Source organism: Lysobacter sp. TAB13 (assembly GCF_052113885.1).
Lineage (GTDB): Bacteria > Pseudomonadota > Gammaproteobacteria > Xanthomonadales > Xanthomonadaceae > Lysobacter > Lysobacter gummosus.
In genome coordinates, this window is record NZ_JBFRDR010000248.1 from 1 (window position 1) to 421 (window position 421).

1 protein-coding gene is annotated in these 421 nt (G+C 62.5%); it reads left to right on the forward strand.

The features are described from left to right. Positions 1 to 140: 140 nt before the first annotated feature. Positions 141 to 421 (forward strand): DoxX family protein (locus tag AB4Y92_RS26030; RefSeq protein ID WP_441822253.1); only part of this gene is annotated, 281 nt, incomplete at its 3' end.

Genomic DNA, 421 nt, shown 5'->3' on the forward strand with positions numbered 1-421 from the left:
ACAATGAAGTCGCCGATGGAAGCCGGGAATTGGTTCGGCAGGCCATACCGCCCTTGCATCGACTTTGGTTGTAAGCCCTATTTCCGCAAGCTGCGGCATTCCGCCGCGCTCTGTGGCACTTACTCGCGAAGGTCTGCTCCATGCTGAACTCGCCCGCCCTTTCCGACGGCGCCAAGCTCGTCGGCCGCATCCTGCTTGCCCTGATGTTCGTGCTTGCTGGCTACTCCAAGATCAGCGGCTATGCCGGTACACAGCAGTACATGGCCTCGGCTGGCGTGCCCGCCATTCTGCTGCCTCTCGTGATCGCGGTCGAGCTTCTGGGCGGCCTGATGGTCGTTCTCGGCTGGAAGACGCGCCTTGCTGCGCTTGCCCTCGCCGGCTTCACTCTGGCTGCGACGCTGCTGTTCCACATGAACTGGGC